The sequence below is a fragment of the Natronomonas halophila genome (assembly GCF_013391085.1).
Lineage (GTDB): Archaea > Halobacteriota > Halobacteria > Halobacteriales > Haloarculaceae > Natronomonas > Natronomonas halophila.
On record NZ_CP058334.1, the window covers coordinates 1,280,412 to 1,298,068 of the forward strand.

Sequence of the window (17,657 nt, forward strand, 5' to 3'; positions counted from 1 at the left end):
TAAAACGATTTCGAAAGGGATTCGGCCGAAACCGGGCGCGTCGGGCGGTTTGCGAGCAGATACCACGGCGTACGGTGAAACCAGCCCCGAGGCGCGTACTCACTCGCGTGGCGGCAATCGCCCCACGTCCGCCAGCACCGCACTCGCCGTCTCCGGCCCGCCGGCGCCCCGCCCCGAGATGTTGAGGCGGCCGGCGTGTTTGGTTTCCAGTTGGACGATGTTCAGCGTCCCCGAAACCGCAAGCGTGCCGTTCTCGGGAACGAGGCGGGGACCGACACGAACCTCGCCGTCCGCAACCTCGCCGATGAGTCGAATCGTCCGGCCGTCCTCGGCCGCCAACTCCAGCGGGCTTCCCGGCAGGTCCGCGATGCCCTCGACCTCGGCGTCCTCGAGCGTGTACGTCTCGTCGTAGAGGACGTTCGCGAGGATGACACACTTCAGCGCGGCGTCGGTGCCCTCCACGTCGAAGGTGGGGTCGGCTTCCGCGACCCCGAGGTCCTGGGCCTCGGCCAGCACGTGCTCGTAGTCCAGTCCCTCGGCGGCCATCCGACTGAGGATGAAGTTGGCCGTCCCGTTGAGGACGCCGCGGGCCGCCGTGACCTGCCCGTTGAGGTCGTCGATGGTCGACAGTACCGGAATCGCACCGCCGACCGCGGCCTCGAACAGTACCGACCCCTGCGAGTCGGCATCCAGTTGCCGAACGTCCTCGTAGCGTTCGGCGACCGGTCCCTTGTTGGCGAGGACGACGTGGCGGTCACGCTCCAGCGCGCGCTCGACGTGGGAGAAGCCGGGTTCGGCGTCGCCGAGCGTCGTCGGCGTTGCTTCGACGAGGACGTCGTAGTCGGCTGCAAGCGCCGCCTCGACGTCGGCGTCGCCGACGACACCGCGACTCCGCTTTCGGGAGAGGACGTCCTCGGCATTGAGGCCCTCCTCGTCGACGGCGGCCGTCGAGGAGTCGGCGACTGCGACGATGTCGTGGCCGTATTCGCCGGCCAACTCGACGACGGAGGTGCCGACCGCGCCGGCACCCAGTACGGCGAGTTTCATTGGGACCCCTCCGTCAGCGGTTCGATGACGCGCAGGTCCTTCTCGTCGGCTATTTCACGGACGGTCGTCAGGGCATCGGACGTCTGGCCCTCGCTGGCGACGATTCGAAGCCGTGCGCTGGAGGGGTTTTCGGTGCCCTGCGGCGCCGAAAGCGAGACGTCAGCCACGGAGACGCCGCCACACTCCTGGAACCGCTGAAGGGTATCCGACAGGTCGGTATCGACGAGATGGCCGACCAACACCACCGTCAGTTCCTCGCTGTACCGCTCGGCGCCCGCCTGAATGATATTGACGCCGGCGTCCCGAAGCGCGTCGACGATGACGTCGAACTGCGATTGGGTCGCTTCGAGGTCGACCTCGACGGGGATGTGTCCCCGGGGTGTGAGGTTGCCACGCTCGTGGAATATCGAGAGGAGGTTCCCACCGTTGTTGGCGATGGGTTCGAGCGCGCGCAGTAGTTCACCGGGTTCGTCGACGAGTTCGAGACGCACCGTGTAGGACCGCACGTCCGCCTCGCTCATCGGCTCACCTCCGAACGTTCACTCATTACCCAATCTCAGGTGGCGGCGGCTATAAGAACGACGGGGTTTGCAAATCTCTCCGGGTCAGCGGTCAGGCCTCATCGGTCCAGTCGGGCCGCCGGACGTTCGTCCCGCCGACATCGACGTAGGTGGCCTCGTAGCTGTAGGTCGTCCGCTCGCCGGAGACTGTCGTGACGAACTGATAGGCGACGTACCGGACGGCCCCGTTCTCGTCAACCGCCATCGTGGCCGCCCCCTCGGCGTTCGGTCCCAGTTGTCCGGCCCCAAACCGCTCGCCCGAGGTATCGTATCGCGTGACCCTCTCGCCGTCGAACGTGCCGGAGCCGGTTTCGTTCCACGTCGAGTTGTCGATGACTTCACGGGCGATTTCGCCGAGCGAGTAGGCGACCGACCGGTTGACCGGCTGGAGGCCCGAGTCGTTGTACGGCGCCGACGCCGACCGGTAGCCGACCTCCGTGCCGTTGTCGGTGCGAGCGACCTGTCGTTCGTAGGTCGTGTCACTCTCGGTGTATCTGGTCGACGTCGGGAAATCCCGCGTCCCGTTCGGGCCGACGAAGGTGATGTTCGCCGTGTTCGCCGCGGGGCCGCCACGCTCGATGGCGTAGCTCCCGTTTATATACCGCACCGAGTCCTCGCTACGGATAATCAGCGAGCTTTCGGCGGTGAAGCTTCCGGCGTTTTGTAGTGCCGTAACGTGGCCATCGTTGAGTGCCGCAGCATCGAAGGTGGACAACGACGCCGACGATGCCGGTGTCCGGGTCGGCGTCGAGTCGTCGCTGTCCGCCGGCGTCGAAGAACCACCGGTCGTCGGGGTCGAAGTCGCCTCACCCGCTGGCACCGGCGTCGACCCGTCGTCACCTGTCGGTGCTGGCGTCGAAACATCGCCGACCGGCGCCGAGTCGCCGTCATCGAGGAGTACCGAACACCCCGAAAGCATCGCGAGGACGAGGACTGCAACCACCAGTAATGGACGTGAACGCATCGGTGATTAGAGGCTTAGCAGGTTATCCGGATTGATGGGGAGTTCCTCGCCGGGGAGCAGCGGCTCTTCGCCGACGCTATCGCCGGCCCCGAGAACGATATCCAGAATTTGTGCGGGTCCGATGGGCGGGTTCATCAGACCGATGACCGTGTACTCACAGGGACCGAGCGGGTCTTCCTGTAGCTCGCCGAGGTCCAGACTGACCTGTTCGGGTCGCTCACAGGAGACGCCCGCACCGAGGTTCTTGCCGAGCAGGACGAGTTTGGCTTCACCCCAGATACGCTCGTCGTTGTACCGCAGTCGCGGGTCGACGGCGTATTCCTTTTCGCCGTCTTTGACGCCGTATCGCAGGTCGATGTCACCGTAGTCGGGGTTCGCGCCGATGGCGGTCACCGTCGAGATCCCGGGGCCGTTGCCCGACTCGTTCAGCGTCGCGTCGTAGAGCACCACGGCGAGAATGCCACCGTCGTTCTCGCCGATGTACTGGATTTCCTCGTCTTGTGCGGGGTCGAACTCGTCGTCACCGGTTATCGGGTCGTAGGGCGGGTCGTTCGGGTTGAAGACCTCACAGGGCGCGGGGATGATACCGAGCGCGATACCGAGAAGCGCCTGCGTCGAAAGCAGGTCGGTCGGCACGCCGGCGGGGACCACTTCGGACGGAAGGTCATCGAGTCCGGGCAGGGACTCCGCAGGCAAGTCGTCCGTGCCGATATCGAGCGTATCACAGGCGTTTATCGGCGCATCCTCGCCACCGATCGGGAAGTCTTGGGAGGGAACCGAATCACCGGCGCCCGAAAGCGAGTCGTCGGGAAGCGTTTCGACACCATGGTCGCCTCCCGTGAGGCCGTCGATTTCCGATGTCACGTCGCTGGGGTTGCCGTCAACGCCGCCGATGCCGTCGGAGTTCTCGACGGGAAGGCTTTCGATACCGTCACTGCCGATATCTTCGCCGGCGACGGACACGCCGTCGCTATCGACACCAGCGGCGTCCTCGCCGGCAGCATCGACATCGACGCCGTCCTCGGTATCCGCGCCGACATCAACGCCACGGTCACCGCCAACGGCGACGTCGACGCCGTCCTCGGTATCGGCACCGACTTCGACGCCGCTGTCCCCGCCAGCGCCGATTTCCACGCCGTCTTCGGTATCAGCACCGACCTCGACGCCACGGTCACCGCCGGCACTGACTTCGATGCCGTCGCCGGAACTGGTATTGATATCGATGCCCTCATCGCCGCCGATGCTAACGCCGTCGGTCCCGATACTGACGCTGTCGTCGTCGCCGATGTTGACTCCGTCGGCCGCCGCGACGGGAGCGACCGACATCGCGCTGAAGACGCTTATCGCGAGTGCGATAACCGCCAGTCGGTGGAGGCTTCGTCTCATCATACCGAATAAGCCCCGTATATATTAATCAGTATTTAGCCGGATTTAGCCGCTGTTTTAAGTATAAACGGGGAATCCGGCCGAACGCGGGTTTCGAGCCGCGATATCCATCCCTCGTTTATAAGATATCGGAACGAACCAATATGAGAGATGGTGCTCGGTCGACCGACGGAGTGGCTCGTCGCGGTGGTCGCCAGCGGCGTCATCACACTCGTCGCCGCATCCGCCGTGTTCGTCGACCCGACCCGCACCGAGTTACTGGTGGCCGCCCTCACCGTCTGGGTCCCGCTCGCGGCCGTGTTCGGCGCCGCGGGGACCGACCCGGCACGGCTATCGCGGTTCACGGTCGTCTTCTGTGGCTCGCTCGTCGGGCTGACGCTGCTGACGAATTCGCTATCCAGCGGTCCCGTCCTCGATGCCGCGTTCTACGGCCTCGAAGCGGGCCGCCTCGCGGTCCCGATTAACCCCGTGATGGCCGTCCTCGTCGGCGGCGCGACGTCGCTGTCCTACTACGGTGTCTTCGAGTGGGGCCCCGAGACGAACGACGGCACGCCGGTCTGATTTCGCTCGGTCTTTATTAGTCGGCTGCTGCTAATCGTCACCAGCAAGGTCAGCTGTTTAGAAACGGTAGTGTCACGTCTGGCGGTAGTACGCGAGAGGAAAGCAATCAATAAGATAGCATCCGCGAGGCGCGCGAAGCGCGCTGAGCGGTTCAACCGCGCCGAGCGTCAGCGAGGCGCGGGACCGAGGCCTGACCGTAGGGAAGGCCGACGTGTCTTTTTCATCGAAGTTTTTGCCGGGGCGCCGCAGGCGCCCCGTGCAAAAAGTTCGAGGTTTAGAAGTAGTCGATACGCTCGGGCAGTTCCGTCTTCATGCCCTTCCGCTCGCGGATCTCCGTGATGGTCTCCGGCTGGAGGTTGTCGGCCATGACGCGGAAGCCGGCGTTCTCCGTGTTCCAGGAGGCGCGACCCTCGGTCGCACTACGGATGTCCGAGGAGAAGCCGATCATCTCGTCGACGGGTGCGATACCCTCGACGACCATGAGGTCGCCTTCCTGGTACATGTCGTCGACGCGGCCACGGCGGCCCTGAATCTCGCCGGATGCGGCGCCCATGTGCTCGTTGGGCACGTCGATGCGGACTTCCTGAATCGGCTCCAAGAGCTTGATGTCCGCGTCGATGAGGGCGTTGTGGACGGCCTCGCGGACGGCGGGGATGACCTGCGCCGGACCGCGGTGGATGGCGTCCTCGTGGAGGCGAGCGTCGTGGAGGCGGATGAGTGCGCCTTCGACGGGCTCAGCAGCGAGGGGACCGTCGTCGAGCGCCTCTTCGAGGCCCTCGATGACGAGTTCCATCGTCTCGTTGAGGTGCTGGATACCCTTCGTGTCGTCGATGAAGACGTTCGTGTTGTGGATCTCCTCGACGTTCTGGGCGGTGTCCTTGTCCATGCCCTCTTCCATGAGCGCCTCGCGGCGTTCGAGTTCGGGCATGTCCATCGAGATGTCGCCCATCTTGATGCCCTCGACGATGTCGTCGCTGAGGGGTTCGACGGTGATGTAGAAGCGGTTGTGGTTGTTCGGCGAGCGGCCTTCGACCTCGCGGGATTCGGTCTGCGGCGCCTCGCGGAAGACGACGATGGGTTCGCCGGTGTGGACCGGGATACCCTGATTCCGCTCGATACGCTGGGTGATGACCTCGAGGTGGAGTTCACCCTGCCCGGAGATGAGGTGTTCGCCGGTGTCCTCGTTGATCTCGATCTGGATGGTCGGGTCTTCCTTGGCGACCTGCTGGAGCGTCTCGATGAGCTTCGGCAGGTCGTCCATGTTCTTCGCCTCGACGGACTTCGTGATGACCGGCTCCGAGATGTGTTCGATGGACTCGAACGGCGTCATCTCGACGGAGGAGACGGTCGAACCGGCGATGGCGTCCTTGAGGCCGGTGACGGCGGCGATGTTCCCAGCGGGAACGCGCTCGACTTCCTCGCGTTCGCCACCCATGTAGATGCCGACGCTCTGGACGCGGTTCTTGCCGGCGGTCCCGGAGACGTAGAGCTCTTGGCCCTTCTCGATGGTCCCGGAGAAGACACGCCCCGCGGCGATTTCGCCGGCGTGGGGGTCGACACCGATGTCGGTGACCATCATGACGACTTCGCCGTCCTCGTCGACCAGCCGCATCGTGTCGGCGATGTCGGATTCGGGGTCGCCACGCCAGATACGCGGGATACGCATCGGCTGGGCGTCGATGGGGTTCGGGAAGTGCTCACAGACCATGTCGAGCACGACGTCCGAAAGCGGCGTCCGCTCGTGGAGTTCCTGCCGCTTGTCGGCCCGTTCGAGGTCGATGATTTCGCCGAAGTCCATGCCGGTGCGCTGCATCGACGGCATCGAGACGCCCCACTTGTAGAGGGCAGACCCGAAGCCGACGGTGCCTTCCTCGACGGAAACCGTCCAGTCTTCCTCGATTTCGTCCATCTCCTCGGTCATCCCGCGGATGAGCTCGTTGACGTCGGCGATGACGCCAAGGAGTCGCTCCTGCATTTCCTCGGGACCTTCCTGCAGTTCGGAGATGAGGCGGTCGACCTTGTTGATGAACAGCGTCGGCTTGACGCCCTCACGGAGCGCCTGCCGGAGCACGGTCTCCGTCTGAGGCATGGCGCCCTCGACGGCGTCGACGACGACGAGCGCGCCGTCGACGGCACGCATCGCCCGCGTCACGTCGCCACCGAAGTCGACGTGGCCCGGCGTGTCGATGAGGTTGACGAGGTGGTTCTTGTCCTCGTACTCGTGGGTCATCGAAACGTTTGCCGCGTCGATGGTGATGCCGCGTTCCTGTTCGTCCTCTTCGGTGTCCATCGCGAGCTGTTCGCCGGCGCTCTCCTCGGCGATCATGCCCGCACCAGCCAGCAGATTGTCGGTGAGAGTGGTCTTCCCGTGGTCAACGTGGGCGGCAATGGCGATGTTCCGGATGTTCTCCGGTTCGTCCATCAGCCGTTCGCACTCCTGTACGATCTTCTTACGTCGGCCCATTATACAGTCAGTTTTCACCAGCAGGGTGAAAAGGGTAGTGTTTTGCCGCGGCCAAAACCGGCGTTTTCGGGATGTATCCCCTGTTTTCGTCCCGCACGGTACGACGTCACGAGTCGTGGTTCCGGGAAAGCCGGCCATTCCCTTCACCATACGTAAGAGTCAAACGGCAACATCCCCTGTGAATAGATGACATGGATGTTCGCGTGACGGGACGTGGGCCGGCCGAGCCGTTTCTGAGCGCGCGTGACGTCTTCGAGACGGAGTACGAACTCGCGTTGCCGGTCGACGTCGAGATACGGGAAAACCCCGACGAACGGACCGTGGCAGGCCACTACGACGACCACCACGAGTTGCTGGTCTCCCGGCGCGCAGCGACGTCGGCGATGGCCCGGGAACTCGCCCTCCACGAGTTCGCCCACATGGCGCGCTACGAGGAGGAACACCCCTCCCACGTCCAATCGACCGAGGAGGCCCTCTATCTTGCCTTGGCCGGCAAAAGCGTCGAACGGCGAAAGCTATCCCACTGTTATCAGATCGCGAATCACATGAAAGACATCTACGCTGACGACATCACGCTCGATATCGGGCCGACGGAGAAACTGGTCGCGTTCATGGAGTCGTCGCTGGCCAGCGCCGTCGCCGATTCGCCGCCCGCCGCACCCGGTGACTGGCAGCGGCGAACCAGTGCCGCCGACCCGGAGATTACGGCGGTCAACGCCGCCTTCGCACTCGCGCTCTTGGAGCGACACGACGCCATCGCTGCGGACCACCGGCTTTACGACCTCGCGGACGCCGCCGCGGCCGACGCGCCCGGCGTCTCCCTGTCGGCGTTCAAAACCCACTTCCTGTCGCTACAGCGGAACCCCGACGAATCGGAGTATCGGCAGGCCCTCGTGGACGTGACCCGCGAGTACGCCATCGACAGCGGGCAGGCCGCTGACTGATACGGTTTATTGTAACGAGTTGCCGGTCATCGCCAACATGGGGCTGGCGATGACCGGTAAAAGGCTACAATAATCCGTATGAGCCTCAGTTCTGGACGATACGCACGAGGCGGTCGTCACCCTCCTTCGGGAACGCCTCGGTCGCGCGGCCGTCCCGGTTAGAGGTAATCGCATAGAGGTTGCCGTCCGGCCCCTGTTCGACGTGACGGATACGACCGAGTTCGTCCTCGAAGATGTGGTGAGCGACCGCGTCGTATTCGGGATGCTGCCAGTCGGCCTCGAATCGCTGACCACCGATGTCGGGGGCCTGACCCTCGAAGGCCGTGACGATGTTGACCCGCTGTGAGACGAGTCCACCCGTGACGAAGCGGTTCTGCAGCGCAGGGACCGAATCGCCGGTGTAGAAGACGCCGCCACAGGGCGCCCACGATTCGCCGGCACCGGTGTTGACAAGCGGGTTCACGACATCGTCGTGGGCCGAATAGGATTCGTACTCGCCGTCGTTCGGCCCGCCGCGAACGCCGCGCCAGCCGTAGTTGCCGCCTGACTCGATGAGGTTGACCTCGTCGCGGCCGGCGGGGCCGTGTTCGGGCGCGATGGGCATCCCGTCGGGAAGGTAGGAGATACCCTGTGGGTTCCGATGACCGTAGCTGTATACGCGGGGGTCCTCGAAGCCGGGGTTACCGTCGGGGGCCGTCCCGTCAGGCTTGATTCGGAGGATTTTGCCGGCGAGGTTCCCCGTGTTCTGGGGCGCCGACTCGATGTTCGCGTCGCCGGTCGTCACCCACAGGTAGTTTCGGGGGCCGAAGGCGAGGCGAGCGCCGTTGTGGATGATGCGATGGCCCGGGATATCGTCGATGACGACTGACTCCTCGTTGCCGTTATCGAGGTCGTAGAGGACCAGCCGATTGCGGTAGTCTTCCTCGCCCGCCTGATACGTGTAGAAGGCATACAGCACGGGCACGTCGGGGTAGTTCGGGTGGAGCGCGATGCCGAGCAGGCCGCCTTCGCTGCCGCCGGCCCACCAGCCGCCTTCCTCACCGGTTTCGATGGCGTCGGCGTGGTCGATGACGGCGTCGGGGTCGGCGACCGACTCCAGTTCGCCGGAACTGTAGTGGCTGATGCGGCCGACGCGCTCGGAGATGAACACCTCGCCGTCGGGGGCGAACTCGAGGTCCCAGGGGACTTCGAGGCCTTCGATAATCGTCTCCGTGCCGAAGGAGGCATCCAGCGGCGAGGATTGGGGCGCCGACCACTCGGGGTCGTGGCGGTCCCAGTCGTCGATGTCGTGGTCGACCGAGAGGTCGTATTCGGAGTCGACCGGTTCGGTGTCGTCGAAGGGACTGAAACAGCCAGCGAGGGCAGCGATGCCGGCCGCCCCGGTGGAGGCGAGGAACCGTCGTCGGGAGGCAAGCGGGCGCATACCGGTTGCTATGAGGCAAGCCGCTAAAGATTGCTGATACTGTCGGACGTTGGTAGCTATCCGTCCGCGAAAACGAAAGAAGGGTGACGAACGGTTAGCGAGCGGCGGCCGCGACGCGTTCCTGTTCTTCCTTCTGGCTGACCGGGTAGGCCTGCAGGTCGTAGTTGGCCGCGCCGACGAGCTGGTTGGCCAGCGCCTCGGCGGCGGGCGTCGTCGTCTTGAACGACCCGCTGTAGGTGCCCTGGGCAATGAACTTCAGCGCCTGGTCGACGCGCCGCTGAGGGGCGACGTCGACGGCCTTCGGGACCGAGATGCCACCGTACTTCAGGCGGACGGTCTCCTCCCGCGGGCCGGCGTTCTCGACGGCCGTCACGAGTACCTGCACCGGGTTCTCCTCGGTGCGCTCGTGGACGAGTTCGAAGGCGTCCTGCACGATGCTGGTCGCCTTCTGCTTTTTGCCGGTGTTCTCATCGGTCTGCATGAGGCGGTTGATGAGCCGCTCGACGATAGAGATTTCCGACTTCTTGAACTGCTTTTCGGAGTGTCGACCCATCGTGTGGGCAATCGGCGTGACGGTGATGTACCGTCGCGTCGAGGGGTCCGAATACTCGATGCCGTCGACGTCCCATTCGCCGAAGAGCTTGGCCGACACGCGCTCGTCCTCGGTGGAGGCGGGCGCGTCGGGTTCGGGTGCTTCCGAGCTCATTATCGGACCGGTTTCTCCGCGTTCCCGCGGACGAGTTCGATCAGGGAGACGCCGTTCACCTTCTCGACCTTGTAGTTGACACCCGAGAGGTCGCCCATCGCACGACCCTTGGCACCGCCGATACCGGCGATGGTAACCTCGTCGTGCTCGTCGATGAACGAAATTGCACCGTCACCGGGACAGAAGGCGGTGACCTGCTTGCCGTTCTTGATGAGCTGCACCCGGACGCATTTCCGGATGGCCGAGTTGGGCTGCTTTGCTTCGATACCGACCTTCTCGAGGACGATGCCCCGACCCTGCGGGGCGCCCTCGAGGGGGTCGGACTTCTTGCCGAGTCCGCGGGCACGGCGCGCGTAATCCGAGTCGGACCACCGATGCTTCTGGCGGTCCTTCTTGAGTTTCCGCGCGGCGTATTTGCCGTTCGCCATAGTGCCAGTAGCTTCCCGACGGAGCTACTTAAGCATCCCTTTTCGAAACAGCGGGCGTGAGCCACCACCACGGCGCGATTCGCCACGCCGACCCGACCCTGACCTGCCCCACCGTCGGCACCTCCGACAACACGAAGATTTAGTTTCCGTGGGAACGTATGCCACAGTACGATGCCCTCGGACAACGAGCGGCGACTCTTCGCCATCGCGGGCGACCCCGACTGCGACCACGACGCCGCTCGCGAACTCGGCAGCGACGGCGCCAACCGCTTCTTCGAGTGTCCGGACTGCGGCAGCGCCCTGATAAAGGAAGGCCGCACCACCGACCGACAGAAGGCCACCAACGAGTTTGGCGACATGGATTCACGCCTCGGCGACCTGCTGGACGATATCGACGCCTACCACAAGGGCGAGCCCACCGCGTTCTCCCAACAGCGACCCGACTCCTTCGTGGACCGACTCGCGGCCGCGCTCGCCCGGCTGTTGCCCTGACGAAAACCGATTGAGCAGACAACGGAGGTAGCATCCGCCGAGCGGGGCCTTCGGAGAAGGCCCCCGAGGCGGTTCCCCGGACAAGGGCGCCGAAGGCGCCCGCAGTCCGGTAGCGCCCGACGACTACCGCGCCCACGAGCGAAGCGAGTGGGCGCGACTGGAGGAGGGCGCGCATATTTTCCCCATGTTTTTGCCGAGAACCGGGGTCGCGGCAACGCCGCGACCCGCGTTCTCGTGCAAAAAGTGGGGTTACGGCAGCTCAATCTCGTCCACGTCGAAGTGCCGCTTCGCCAACCGCCGAGCGAGGTCGATGTTCCGGCCGTCCGTCCCGATGGCGACGCCGACATCGTCGCGGTCCACTTCAGCGTAAGCGACGGTAGTGTCGTTCTCGGAAATCGTGACGTTGTAGACCGCTGCCGGGGCCAACGCGTTGGCGACGAAGTTCTCGGGTGTGTCGGCACCCTCGACGATTTCGATGTCTTGGCCGATTTTGTCCTCGAGTTGCTGGACGTGCGTGCCGCCAGGGCCGATGGCCTTGCCCATCGTGCCGGGCGGGACGACGAAGACGACCCGGTCGTACTCGTCGTCGACAATGCAGTCGGTGGCCGCCACGTCGGTTTCCTCGTCGAAGAGGGCGATATACTGTCGTGCCTCGTCGGTTAGCGTGACGGCCATGGAAAGAACGTAGTGTGGGGGTAGCGGGTTAGTCGTCGGCGGGTTCGACGCTCTGGGTGGCGCCCATCCGGAGGTCGACGTCGCCGGTGCCCAGTTTGATGGGCTTGCCGACGATGACGTTCTCGGTGACGCCGTCGAGTTCGTCGACTTCACCGTGGATGGCCGCATCGAGCAGGTGGTTGACCGTAACCTCGAATGCGGCACGGGCGAGCACGGAGTCCTTGTTGCCGGAGATGCCGTGCCGGCCGATGGACTCGATTTCGCCGTTGTTGGTCATGATGTCAGCCACGAGCATCAGGTGCCGGATGTTCACGTCGTCGAGGCCCTGCTCTTCGAGCGTGTTCATCGTCTCCTCGATGATGGCTTCGCGGGCAGCCTCGATGCCGAGGTTGTTGCGAATCTCGTGGATGTTGTTACACGTCGTCCGCGAGGCGTCGACGCCCTCGATGTCGAGGACGTCCTTCAGCGAGGAGCCCTCGGTGTAGAGGACGAACTCCTCGCCGTTCTCGGTTTCTTCCTTGCGGATGACGACGCGGGTGATGTCCTCGATGCCCTTGAAGACGATTTCGCGCAGCTCCTCGACGAGTTGGAGGAGCTGGCGGTAGGAGGGCTGGTCGGGGCCGAACTCGATGAGCGTCGGTTCGGGCTGGACCGTCTCGACGCCGAGTTTGGATTCGATGGTGTCGGCGATTTCGCCGGCCACCTCGTCGGTGTTCGGGGCGGTCGGCCAGCGCTCTTCCAGCGTCTCCTCGTTGAGGTCGATCTGGACGAGCATGTCGGCGACGTTCGTCGAGACGTCACCCAGCGCGAGGATTTTCGTGGCCTCGATCTTCCAGACGACCTCGTGGGCGCGGTCCCGTTCTTCGGCGAACTCGTCTTCGAGATGGACCGTCATCATCGGCGTGTCGGGCGTCTTCCGGGCGTCCACCAGCTCGATGAGCCGGGGCAGCCCCTGCGTGACGTCGATTTCCGCGACGCCCGCGTAGTGGAAGGTGTTCATCGTCATCTGCGTGCCCGGTTCGCCGATGGACTGGGCGGAGACGGTCCCGACGGGGTCCAGCGGGTCGACGCGGGATTCGAGGTACTGGGATTCGACGGCCTCGACGATATCCGCAGCATCGTCGGCGGTCACGTCGCTTCGGTCCTCAATGGTCGCGTACAGTTCGTCCTTCAGTCGTCGAGGCAGGTCGGTGCCCTCGACGAGGTTTTCGATGTCGCCGGTGATCTCAGTCATCGGATTCTACCCCCGTAGCGGAGTCAGCCCGCCAGCGCTCGCCGTGTTCCGAGAGGTTCGTTTCGTGTTCCTCGATGCCGAGGAACTCCTGTTTCTCCTGTTCGCTGGCGAACTCCTCGTCGACGATGCGGTCCGTGATGGACTCGATGTCGATGTCGTAGTCCTCGCTGGAGGAGACCCGAACCGGCGAGGTGCCGTCCTCGCCGAACTCGAACTGGACGATGGTGTCGGAAGTGTCCCGAACCGTACCGTCGTACTGGGCTTCGAGTTCGGAGAGGGCGTTGATGAGCCGACGCTGCAGGTAACCGGACTTGGAGGTCCGGACTGCAGTGTCGACAAGCCCCTCGCGGCCGCCCATCGCGTGGAAGAAGAACTCCTTGGGGGTCAGGCCGTTCCGGTAGGAGTTCTCGACGAAGCCGTGGGCGTCCGCCGACAGGTCGTTGCGCTTGAAGTGGCTGAGGGTGCGGTCCTCGTAGCCGCGGTTGATACGCTCGCCGCGGACCGCCTGCTGGCCGACACAGCCGGCCATCTGCGTGAGGTTGAGCATCGACCCACGCGCGCCGGATTCGGCCATGACGACCGCCGGGTTGTCGTTGTCGAAGTGGTCGTCGGCGATGTCACCCGCGGAGTCGCGGGCCTTGCCGAGCGTCTGCATGATCTTCATCTCCAGGGTCTCGTCGACCGTCCGCCCCGGCAGCGATTCGAGTTCGCCGTCGCGGTACGCCTGAATGAGGTCCTGAACGCGGTCGTAGGCGCCGTCGATTGCCTCGGCGATCTGCTCTTCGGCCTCTCGCTCGATGGATTCGTCGTCGATACCGATCGAGAACCCGAAGTGCATGATCGAGCGCATCGCCAGCGTGGCGACCTCGTTGACGAACACGCGCGCTCGCGTGTTGCCGTAGACCTTACAGATGGTGTCGACGACCTCGCCGCCGAAGGCACCGGCAGCGTCCTCGTCGATGGTCCCGGAGACGAGTTCGCCGTCCTCGATAAGCACCGTGTCGCCCGCGGAGGAGGTGAACTCGAGGTTGAGTCCGTCCGGCAGCAGTTCGGAGAAGACCGTCCGGCCGGTCCAGTACTGCTTGCCCTCCTCGTCGGTGCCGTCCGATTCGGGGAGTTCGTCGATGCTGGTCGCACGGAGCAGGTCCAGCGCCTGCGTCTCGTTGAACTTGGGGTTCTGGTTGGTCAGCAGGTAGAGCCCCGAGATGTGGTCCTGAATCGCGCCGATGATGTTCTCACCGAAGCGCGGGCTGAGAATCTGCTCCTGGACGCGCATGAGGACGCGCGCCTCGGCACGGGCCTCCTCGTTCTGGAGGGCGTGCATGTTCATCTCGTCGCCGTCGAAGTCGGCGTTGTACGGCGGACAGACCGTCGTGTTCAGGCGGAACGTCTTGTACGGCATCACGACCACTTCGTGGGCCATGATGGACATCCGGTGCAACGAGGGCTGCCGGTTGAAGATGATGATGTCGCCGTCGATGAGGTGTCGGGCGACCTCCCAGCCGGGTTCGATCTTCTCGGCGAGTTCCTCGCAGTTCTTCTCGGTGACCTTCAGACGTCGGCCGTCGGGTCGCTTGACGTAGTTGGCGCCCGGATGTACTTCGGGGCCGTTGGCGACGTAGCGACGGGCGTCATCGAGGTTCCGGTCGTTGACGATCATCGTCTGGGTCATCTCGCTGGCGACGCGGTCGGGGACGCCGACCTCGTTCAGCGACAGGGTCGGGTCCGGCGAGATGACGGTCCGCGCGGAGAAGTTGACACGCTTGCCGGAGAGGCTGCCACGGAATCGGCCTTCCTTGCCCTTCAGCCGCTGGCTGAGGGTCTTGAGCGGCCGGCCGGAGCGGTGTCGGGCCGGCGGCGTGCCCGAAATCTCGTTGTCCATGAACGTCGTGACGTGGTACTGGAGCAGTTCCCAGAGGTCCTCGATAATCAGCTGGGGCGCACCCGCCTCGCGGTTCTCCATGAACCGCTGGTTGATGCGGATGATGTCGACCAGCTTGTGGGTGAGGTCGTCCTCGCTCCGCTGGCCGTTGTCCAGCGTAATCGACGGCCGCGCGGTTACCGGCGGGACCGGAAGCACCGTCAGGATGATCCACTCGGGACGGGACTTCTCGGCGTCGATGCCGAGCGTGCGCATGTCCTCGTCCGGGATGTCCTCGAACCAGTCGCGGATGTCCGAGGGCATCAGCTTGTTCATGTCCTCCTCGGTCAGGTCGACGTCCAGCGCCTTCTCGAGGGCCTTCCGGTCGTCCTTCTTGGGGCGGAACTCCCCGGAGAGGATCTGGTTGATGCGTTCGAGGTCGATGCCCGTCTCCTCGGAGAGTTCGTTCGGCGAGACCGGTTCGCGGTCCTCGTCTTCCTCGCCCTCTTCGGCATCGGGGTCGCGACCTTCCATGGCCGCGGCGATGCGCTCGGGGTACTCCGACGAGAGGACCTGCTGGACCTCGTAGTAGGTCGTCGGCTTCTCGTGGTTGATGTCGAACTGCTTTTCGCCGCAGTGCGGACAGCGGTCCTTCTTCCGTGCGAGGCGGATGGCCGCCTTCGTCACGTCGTTGAGGTCCTCGCCGAGTTGGCGGGTCCGGTCGAGTCGGTCGCGGAACTCCGCCTGTTCGTCCTCGGTCAGACAGAGTCGCGAACACTCACGACAGGTACCGCGAAGCAGGCGGCGGATGAGTTTCGCGAAGCCGACGTGGATGACGGGCGCGGCGAGTTCGATGTGGCCGAAGTGGCCGTTACACGAACCCGAGTGCTTCCCGCAGGTCTTACATTCCAGACCGGGGTCGATGACGCCCAGTCGGGGGTCCATCAGCCCCATGTCGATGGGGAAACCGTCGTCGTCGTAGGTGTCGGCCGTAATCACTTTCGTGGCCGACATGTCACGGTACTCCTCGGGGTCCATGAGGCCGAAACTGAGCTGGCCGATTTCTTTGGGGGCTTTGCCTTGCATTATACTGCGTCCTCCAGTTCGATTCGCGGGGCGATACCCAGCGCCTTCATCTCGTCGAGCAGGAGTTTGAACGCGTAACTCATCTCGACTTCGTGGACGTCGGTCTCCTCGTCACAGTTCGGACAGTAGACTCGGCGTTGCTCGACGTTCTCGACGGCGCTCATCCCACACTGCCCACAGACGTGGATGAGTTCGCGGTCGGATTCGTCCAGCAGGCGCTCTTTGAGCGTCATGGCCGCGCCGTGGCCGATGAAGACGTCACGTTCCATCTCACCGATACGGAGGCCACCCTCACGGGCGCGCCCCTCGGTGGGTTGGCGGGTCAGCACCTGCACCGGCCCGCGGGAGCGGGCGTGCAGCTTGTTGGAGACCATGTGGTAGAGCTTCTGGTAGAAAATCACGCCGACGAAGATTTCGGCCTCGATTTTCTCGCCAGTAATCCCGGAGTACATGACCTCCTTGCCGTTGGACTTGTAGCCGCGGTCGACGAGTGCCTCGCGGAGTTCGTCCTCGTCTTCGCCCTGGAACGGCGTCCCGTCGACACGGCGGCCCTCCAGCGAGCCGACCTTGCCGCCGAGCATCTCCAGAATGTGGCCCACCGTCATCCGCGACGGGAGGGCGTGGGGGTTCAGGATGAGGTCCGGTACGACGCCGTCCTGCGTAAAGGGCATGTCCTCCTGCGGTGCGAGGTGGCCCACGACACCCTTCTGGCCGTGCCGGGAGGCGAACTTGTCGCCGAGTTCCGGCACCCGCTCGTCGCGGACCTTGACCTTCGAGAGCTTCGAGCCGTCCTCGCCTTCCATCAGCGTGACGGTGTCGACGACCCCGGACTCGCCGGAGCGCATCGTCACCGACGTCTCACGCCGCTTCTGCGGGGAGAGACCGCCCATCTCCTCCGGCTCTTCGAGGAACCGGGGCGGGCTGGTCTTGCCCAGCAGGACGTCGTTTTCGCCGACACGCGTTTCGGGGTTGACGAGGCCGTCCTCGTCGAGGTGCGTGTAGGCTTCCTCGCCGCGTGCGCCGCGGACCTCGTCGTCCGGAATCTCGAAGCGGTCCTCCTGACCGCCGGGGTAGCGCCGTTCCTCGCCCTCGTAGGTCCGGAAGAAGTGCGACCGCGCGAGCGCGCGTTCGACGCTGGCCTTGTTCATGACGAGGGCGTCCTCGATGTTGAAACCCTCGTAGGACATGACCGCGACGACGAAGTTCTGTGCGGCCGGTCGGTCGTCGTAGCCGATCTGTTCGGTCGTCTGGGTCTTGACGATGGACAGTTGCGGATAGTGAAGCAGGTGCTGGCGGGTGTCCGGCCGGATACGGTAGTTGGCCGACGGCAGACCGAGCGACTGCTTGATCATCCCCGACCCCATCGTAATCCGCGGCGACGCGTTGTGTTCGGGGTACGGAATCATGCCCGCGCCGATACCGAACATCAGCTGCGGGTCGACCTCGAGGTGCGTGTGGTCCTCGGTCAGTTCGTCCTCGTCGACGGCGACGTAGATGTCCTCTTCCTCCTCGGCGTCGATGAACTCGACGTAGCCGCGGTCGACGAGGTCCTCGAATTCGAGTTCGTCGTTCTCGACGGCTTCGAGTTCTTCGTCCGAGAGGAGCGGTTCGCCGTCCTCGACGACGATGAGGGGCCGCCGGGCACGGCCGGCGTCGGCATTGACGATGACCTCGTCGGTCCGGTCACGTACCGCGACGTTGACCATCTCGTCGATTTCACCGCGGCGGCGTGCCTCACGGATGTCGTCTGCGAGTTTATGCGGGTCCGGATGGGTGCCGATGAGGCTCCCGTTGACGTAGACTTTGGCTTCTCTTCCCTGGCTCAT

15 protein-coding genes are annotated in these 17,657 nt (G+C 64.5%); 3 read left to right on the top strand and 12 right to left on the bottom strand.

What is annotated here, in order from left to right:
• Positions 1 to 99: 99 nt before the first annotated feature.
• From HWV23_RS07060 to HWV23_RS07075, 4 genes are all read right to left on the bottom strand, one after another.
• Complete coding sequence (locus HWV23_RS07060; protein ID WP_178289714.1) at positions 100 to 1,047, bottom strand: homoserine dehydrogenase; 948 nt, start codon at positions 1,045 to 1,047, stop codon at positions 100 to 102.
• Entirely contained in the window at positions 1,044 to 1,568 is a 525-nt protein-coding gene (locus HWV23_RS07065) for an amino acid-binding protein (protein ID WP_178289715.1), read from the bottom strand. The genes HWV23_RS07060 and HWV23_RS07065 overlap by 4 nt, the downstream gene beginning before the upstream one ends.
• Before the next feature lie 91 nt (positions 1,569 to 1,659).
• Positions 1,660 to 2,550, bottom strand: a complete 891-nt coding sequence (locus HWV23_RS07070) for a DUF7537 family lipoprotein (RefSeq protein WP_178289716.1) — start codon at positions 2,548 to 2,550, stop codon at positions 1,660 to 1,662.
• A gap of 27 nt (positions 2,551 to 2,577) precedes the next feature.
• Entirely contained in the window at positions 2,578 to 3,960 is a 1,383-nt protein-coding gene (locus HWV23_RS07075) for a hypothetical protein (RefSeq protein ID WP_178289717.1), read from the bottom strand.
• Between the two features lie 147 nt (positions 3,961 to 4,107).
• Here HWV23_RS07075 and HWV23_RS07080 point away from each other — a divergent pair, with 147 nt between their 5' ends.
• Entirely contained in the window at positions 4,108 to 4,518 is a 411-nt protein-coding gene (locus HWV23_RS07080) for a hypothetical protein (RefSeq protein ID WP_178289718.1), read from the top strand.
• 274 nt (positions 4,519 to 4,792) lie between these two features.
• On the opposite strand, the gene HWV23_RS07085 is transcribed toward HWV23_RS07080, so the two are convergent.
• Positions 4,793 to 6,982: an elongation factor EF-2 gene (locus HWV23_RS07085; RefSeq protein WP_178289719.1), complete on the bottom strand. Its 2,190-nt coding sequence runs from the start codon at positions 6,980 to 6,982 to the stop codon at positions 4,793 to 4,795.
• A 191-nt stretch (positions 6,983 to 7,173) separates the two neighbouring features.
• On the opposite strand from HWV23_RS07085, the gene HWV23_RS07090 reads away from it, so the two are divergent.
• Positions 7,174 to 7,926, top strand: a complete 753-nt coding sequence (locus HWV23_RS07090) for a DUF5781 family protein (RefSeq protein ID WP_178289720.1) — start codon at positions 7,174 to 7,176, stop codon at positions 7,924 to 7,926.
• Positions 7,927 to 8,011: 85 nt separating this feature from the next.
• Here the strand turns inward: HWV23_RS07090 and HWV23_RS07095 are convergent, their stop codons facing one another.
• From HWV23_RS07095 to HWV23_RS07105, 3 genes are all read right to left on the bottom strand, one after another.
• Positions 8,012 to 9,349 carry a PQQ-dependent sugar dehydrogenase gene (locus HWV23_RS07095; RefSeq protein ID WP_178289721.1) on the bottom strand — a complete coding sequence of 446 codons (1,338 nt, stop codon included), beginning with the start codon at positions 9,347 to 9,349 and terminating at the stop codon, positions 8,012 to 8,014.
• A gap of 94 nt (positions 9,350 to 9,443) precedes the next feature.
• A complete protein-coding gene (locus HWV23_RS07100) occupies positions 9,444 to 10,055 on the bottom strand; it encodes a 30S ribosomal protein S7 (RefSeq protein WP_178289722.1) in 612 nt (203 codons plus the stop codon).
• Positions 10,055 to 10,483: a 30S ribosomal protein S12 gene (locus HWV23_RS07105; protein WP_178289723.1), complete on the bottom strand. Its 429-nt coding sequence runs from the start codon at positions 10,481 to 10,483 to the stop codon at positions 10,055 to 10,057. The genes HWV23_RS07100 and HWV23_RS07105 overlap by 1 nt, the downstream gene beginning before the upstream one ends.
• A 171-nt stretch (positions 10,484 to 10,654) precedes the next feature.
• Between HWV23_RS07105 and HWV23_RS07110 the strand changes: the two genes are divergently transcribed.
• Positions 10,655 to 10,975, top strand: coding sequence for a hypothetical protein (locus HWV23_RS07110; RefSeq protein ID WP_178289724.1), 321 nt, complete (start codon positions 10,655 to 10,657; stop codon positions 10,973 to 10,975).
• A gap of 249 nt (positions 10,976 to 11,224) precedes the next feature.
• Here HWV23_RS07110 and HWV23_RS07115 read toward each other — a convergent pair whose 3' ends face one another.
• Genes HWV23_RS07115 through rpoB form a run of 4 tightly spaced genes read right to left on the bottom strand, consistent with a single transcriptional unit; the run spans position 11,225 to position 17,657 of the window.
• Positions 11,225 to 11,650 (bottom strand): NusA-like transcription termination signal-binding factor, encoded by a 426-nt coding sequence (locus HWV23_RS07115; protein WP_178289725.1) that lies wholly within the window; start codon positions 11,648 to 11,650, stop codon positions 11,225 to 11,227.
• 28 nt (positions 11,651 to 11,678) lie between these two features.
• Positions 11,679 to 12,884: a DNA-directed RNA polymerase subunit A'' gene (gene rpoA2 / locus HWV23_RS07120; RefSeq protein ID WP_178289726.1), complete on the bottom strand. Its 1,206-nt coding sequence runs from the start codon at positions 12,882 to 12,884 to the stop codon at positions 11,679 to 11,681.
• On the bottom strand, positions 12,877 to 15,831 hold the full coding sequence (locus HWV23_RS07125; RefSeq protein WP_178289727.1) for a DNA-directed RNA polymerase subunit A': 2,955 nt from the start codon (positions 15,829 to 15,831) through the stop codon (positions 12,877 to 12,879). The genes rpoA2 and HWV23_RS07125 overlap by 8 nt, the downstream gene beginning before the upstream one ends.
• Positions 15,831 to 17,657: a DNA-directed RNA polymerase subunit B gene (rpoB, locus tag HWV23_RS07130; RefSeq protein WP_178289728.1), complete on the bottom strand. Its 1,827-nt coding sequence runs from the start codon at positions 17,655 to 17,657 to the stop codon at positions 15,831 to 15,833. The genes HWV23_RS07125 and rpoB overlap by 1 nt, the downstream gene beginning before the upstream one ends.